The organism is Streptomyces rugosispiralis (assembly GCF_024505145.1).
GTDB lineage: Bacteria > Actinomycetota > Actinomycetes > Streptomycetales > Streptomycetaceae > Streptomyces > Streptomyces rugosispiralis.
Genome location: NZ_JANIAA010000120.1, coordinates 1 through 3760, shown reverse-complemented (window position 1 = coordinate 3760; position 3760 = coordinate 1). Strand labels below are relative to the sequence as shown.

General features: G+C 72.4%; 5 protein-coding genes. 1 reads left to right on the top strand and 4 read right to left on the bottom strand.

The features are described from left to right. A partial coding sequence (locus NP777_RS46575) for a [protein-PII] uridylyltransferase family protein (protein ID WP_449343568.1) occupies positions 1 to 533 on the top strand: 533 nt, incomplete at its 5' end. Positions 534 to 556: 23 nt separating this feature from the next. On the opposite strand, the gene NP777_RS46570 is transcribed toward NP777_RS46575, so the two are convergent. The 4 genes from NP777_RS46570 to NP777_RS46555 form a co-directional block, all read right to left on the bottom strand. Continuing rightward, positions 557 to 1777, bottom strand: a complete 1221-nt coding sequence (locus NP777_RS46570; RefSeq protein WP_256656274.1) for a hypothetical protein — start codon at positions 1775 to 1777, stop codon at positions 557 to 559. Then, entirely contained in the window at positions 1774 to 2874 is a 1101-nt protein-coding gene (locus NP777_RS46565) for a hypothetical protein (protein ID WP_256656273.1), read from the bottom strand. The genes NP777_RS46570 and NP777_RS46565 overlap by 4 nt, the downstream gene beginning before the upstream one ends. A 109-nt stretch (positions 2875 to 2983) precedes the next feature. Continuing rightward, positions 2984 to 3358 carry a hypothetical protein gene (locus tag NP777_RS46560; protein WP_256656272.1) on the bottom strand — a complete coding sequence of 125 codons (375 nt, stop codon included), beginning with the start codon at positions 3356 to 3358 and terminating at the stop codon, positions 2984 to 2986. Positions 3359 to 3500: 142 nt separating this feature from the next. Continuing rightward, positions 3501 to 3760: ATP-binding protein (locus tag NP777_RS46555; protein WP_256656271.1), on the bottom strand; the 260-nt coding region annotated here is incomplete at its 5' end.

The window sequence follows — 3760 nt, the reverse complement described above, 5'->3', positions numbered from 1 at the left end:
GGCTCGGCGAGCGGTTCATCGAGCTGATCGATCCGCTGCGGTATCCGGCCGAGGGGCTGGGCGAGGACGCGATCCGCGAGATCCGGCGGCTCAAGGCCCGGATGGAGTCCGAGCGGCTGCCGCGCGGGGCCGACCCCACCACCCACGCCAAGCTGGGCCGCGGCGGGCTCAGCGACGTCGAGTGGACCATCCAGCTGCTCCAGATGCGCCACGGCTGGGCCGAGCCCGGACTGCGCACCACCCGCACCCGCGAGGCCCTGGCCGCGGCCCACGCCGCCGAGCTGATCTCCACCGAGGACGCGCAGACCCTCGACGAGGCGTGGGTCCTGGCCAGCCGCGTCCGCAACGCCGTCATGCTGGTCCGCGGCCGCCCCGGCGACACCTTCCCGACGGACGTCCGCGAACTGGCCGCCGTGGGCCGCTACTTGGGCTACGGCCCCGGCCACGTCGGGGAGATGCTGGAGGACTACCGCCGCACCACCCGCCGGGCGCGGGCGGTGGTGGAGCGGCTCTTCTACGACTACGAGAGCTGAACACCCGCGGTGCGCGGCCCGGCTCACCCCGCCGCGGGCAGCGTGATGTGCAGGGGCCCGCAGCCGATGCGATCCGCCTCCGCGGCCACATAGCGGGGGAGCAGCGTACGGATGTCGGCGGGGTGCCGGCCGCTGTCCGCCCGGATCAGGAAGGTGACCGGGCCGGTCTGGCACTGGGCCTGGAACAGCCCCATGTCGTCGCGGACGAAGCCGTATCCGTCGTGCGCACCGGCCTTGACCGGCTTCTGGGTTCCGTTCTCGGACAGCCGCGCGTAGAGCACGGCCAGCCGGGGATCCTCCACCGTCATCAGCCGCAGTTCGGGGTGGTCGAAGAGCACCCGGCGGTCGCAGGTGCGCACCGGCCCGGCGCCCCTGGTGACCAGCGTGCGGCCCAGTGTGCTGCGCGCGTCCGCGTGGGAGAGCGGCAGCCCCTTGACGCCGCACATGGCGTCCTTCTTCTCGTCCAGGAACCGTGGCGGCTGCGGCATCCGGCCGGTCGGGTCGGCGATGGTGCCCGTGCACCCCTTGCCGGCCATGTAGTGGTTGACCAACTTGACCACGGCGCGGGCGAGCTGATCGCGGGCCTTGATGTCGACCTCGTCGTCGTAGACCGTCCAGCCGGTCTTCAGATCGATCACGGTCGGACCGCCGGTGACGTCCGCATCGCGCGGTCGGCCGATGCAGCCGTCGGGCACCGCGAGCCAGGCCCGGGTGTCCGAGGCCATGCCCAGCAGCCCGCCGCCCAGCGGGGTGAGCCGCGCGGACAGGAATCCATCGGCCCACTGGTCGCCCGAGCCGCCGAACCGGGTGTCCAGCTGATGCGCCTGGACGGTGATCCGCGAGCCGTCCGAGGTCAGCAGGCATTGGCCGGACGAGCCCTCGGCGCCGATCCGATCGCTGGTGATGGGCACCTCGGAGCTCTTGACGTCGGCATTGCCGCCGAATTTGCCGTCGAACAGCGCCGCCGCGTCGTCCTGGCTGAACGTCCCCCAGCAGGCCCGGTCGTCCGCGAACGGACCCGCCTCGGCCTGCCAGGCCACGCCCGCGCCGCCCAGCAGCGCCCCGGCGACGACCCCGATGACGCCGGTGGTCACGGCCAGCCGCGGTCGGCTGCCGGTCAGCCGCCGCCAGTGCCACCAGGGGCGGCGCCGCTCGTGCGGGGGCACGGAGGTGTCGTTCTCGCAGTTGTCGTCGTTCTCGCTGTTGTCGTCGTTCTCGGAGTCGGTCATCTCGGAGTCGGTCATCGGTCGGATCCCCCAGGCGCGACGGGTGCGCAACCGACGCGTCGTGCCACGGCGTTGGTGAAGGTGGCGAAGTACGGAGTCGTCTCGTGCAGCGAAGGGGCGAGCATCAGCACGGTGAGCGGGCGCCCCGCGCAGTCGGCCCGTACGACCTTGTAGGTGTCGGCGAAGACCCCCGTACCGCGCCAGCCGCGCGCCGGTGCCTTGCTGCCGGTGGCGCCGTCGAACAGCGCGGAGAGCCGGGGCTGGGTGACCATCAGGGCGTCGAAGTACCGCCCGTCACCGCGCGTCTGCCGCACCGAACAGGACTGCAGATCGCGGGTGACCGGGCCGACCTGGTAGGCGAGATCCTCCGCCTCCTTGCCCAGCTCCAGGCCCTTGATCCGGCAGGCGCGGGTGAAGAACGTTTCGCGGCCCTCGGGCAGGGTGAGCACGGGCGAGACGACCTCGAGAGGTTTGTCCGGGGCACAACCCGCCTTCTCCATCGCGCGGTTGGCGGCCGCGACGAGCAGCCGCGCCACCGACTGGGAGCCGCCGAGCCCGGCGTCGCCGGGCATGGTGGAGTCGCTGTAGACCGATTCCGCCGTCGAGTCGAGCGTGACCGCGGTCGGCCGCCCGTCGCGCGTATCGCACCCCTTGGGCAGCACCAGCAGCCCGCTCCGGCCGTCGCTGACGCCCGGCAGTCCGTCGGGCAGCGGCATCGCCCGGTCGCCGAGGTGGCCACCGATCCACTCCATACGACGCGCGGCGCTCTCCGGCGCGGGGCCGTAGTCGACGGTGACCTCGGTCTTCTCGACGACCTTGCCGCCGTCGCTGCTCGTGCGCTCGGAGTGGAGCGCCACGGTGCACCGCCCGCGCTGCCGCCCCGGTGCCGGCGCGGTCTCCTCGGACGTACGGCTGGCGTTGTCCTCGTCGACGGCCTCGCCGCTGAGGAAGTCCGGCCCGCTGTCCTCTTTCCACGCACCCCAGCAGTAGGTGTCTTTCCCGTCGAACGGCCAGGTGTCCGTGGCCCAGGTGCCGAGCCCGGCCGCCACCAGCACCGCGACGGCGCCACCGACCAGAACGGCCCGGCGGCGTGCGCCGTCCATCAACTGTTTCATTTATGACCTTCCCCCGTGTGCCCGCCGATCCTACTCAGCGGCTCTGCGCACGAGGTGAAGAGGCCATGGCCATTCCGTAGGCGTCAGCGGCAGGCGTCAGCGGCAGGCGTCAGCGGCCGCTCGCGGCGGGCGGGGGGTCGAGCCGCACGCTGATGGTGACGCGCCCCTTGCCGTCCACCTGGGCGACCGCGTGCCCGGTCCGGTCGGCACCGTCCAGATCCAGCGATATCGGCCAGCCCTCACCGGTGAAGTTCCGCCACCACTGCTTCCGTTCGGGCATCGCGACGGGGATCGTGACTCCGTCGGCGGCGCGCCGATAGGCGACCGGCGTACTGAAGCCGCGCCCGGAGCGCCGTCCCGTGTATGTGACGACCGTGAGCCGCCCACTCACCCGCCGCCCCCACCGCGGAGAGGCGCGCAGCCCGACCATCCAGGCATTGAACCGGCCGGTGACCCGCTTCGGAAGCGGCCCTTTGTACCGCACGCAATCCTCCAGGCGCCGAGGGACAGGGAGTTGTGGCGTCACGGTAGCTCCGCGGGTGGCGCACACTGGTCCCGCGGCCCCGAAGTGAGAGAGACGAACCCCGAGCCCTCTCGTATACGTGGCGCTCCAGCGTATTGACCGCTCATGAGCTGGCCCCGCTGACCTGGAACCACACCGCCTTCCCGGGGCCCGGTCCGTGGTGGCAGACACCCCAGTCGGTGGCCGAGCTGCCGATGATGAGCAGCCCTCGGCCGCTCTCGGCATCGGCCGTGTCCCGGGCAAGGGGCTGGGCGGGGAGGCCGGGGGCGTCGTCGCTCACGAGAACGCGCAGGGTTCCGTACGGTCCCCACTCCGCGTAGAGGGTGACGGGTGCCGAACAGCCGCTGGTCCGGCAGGCGTTGA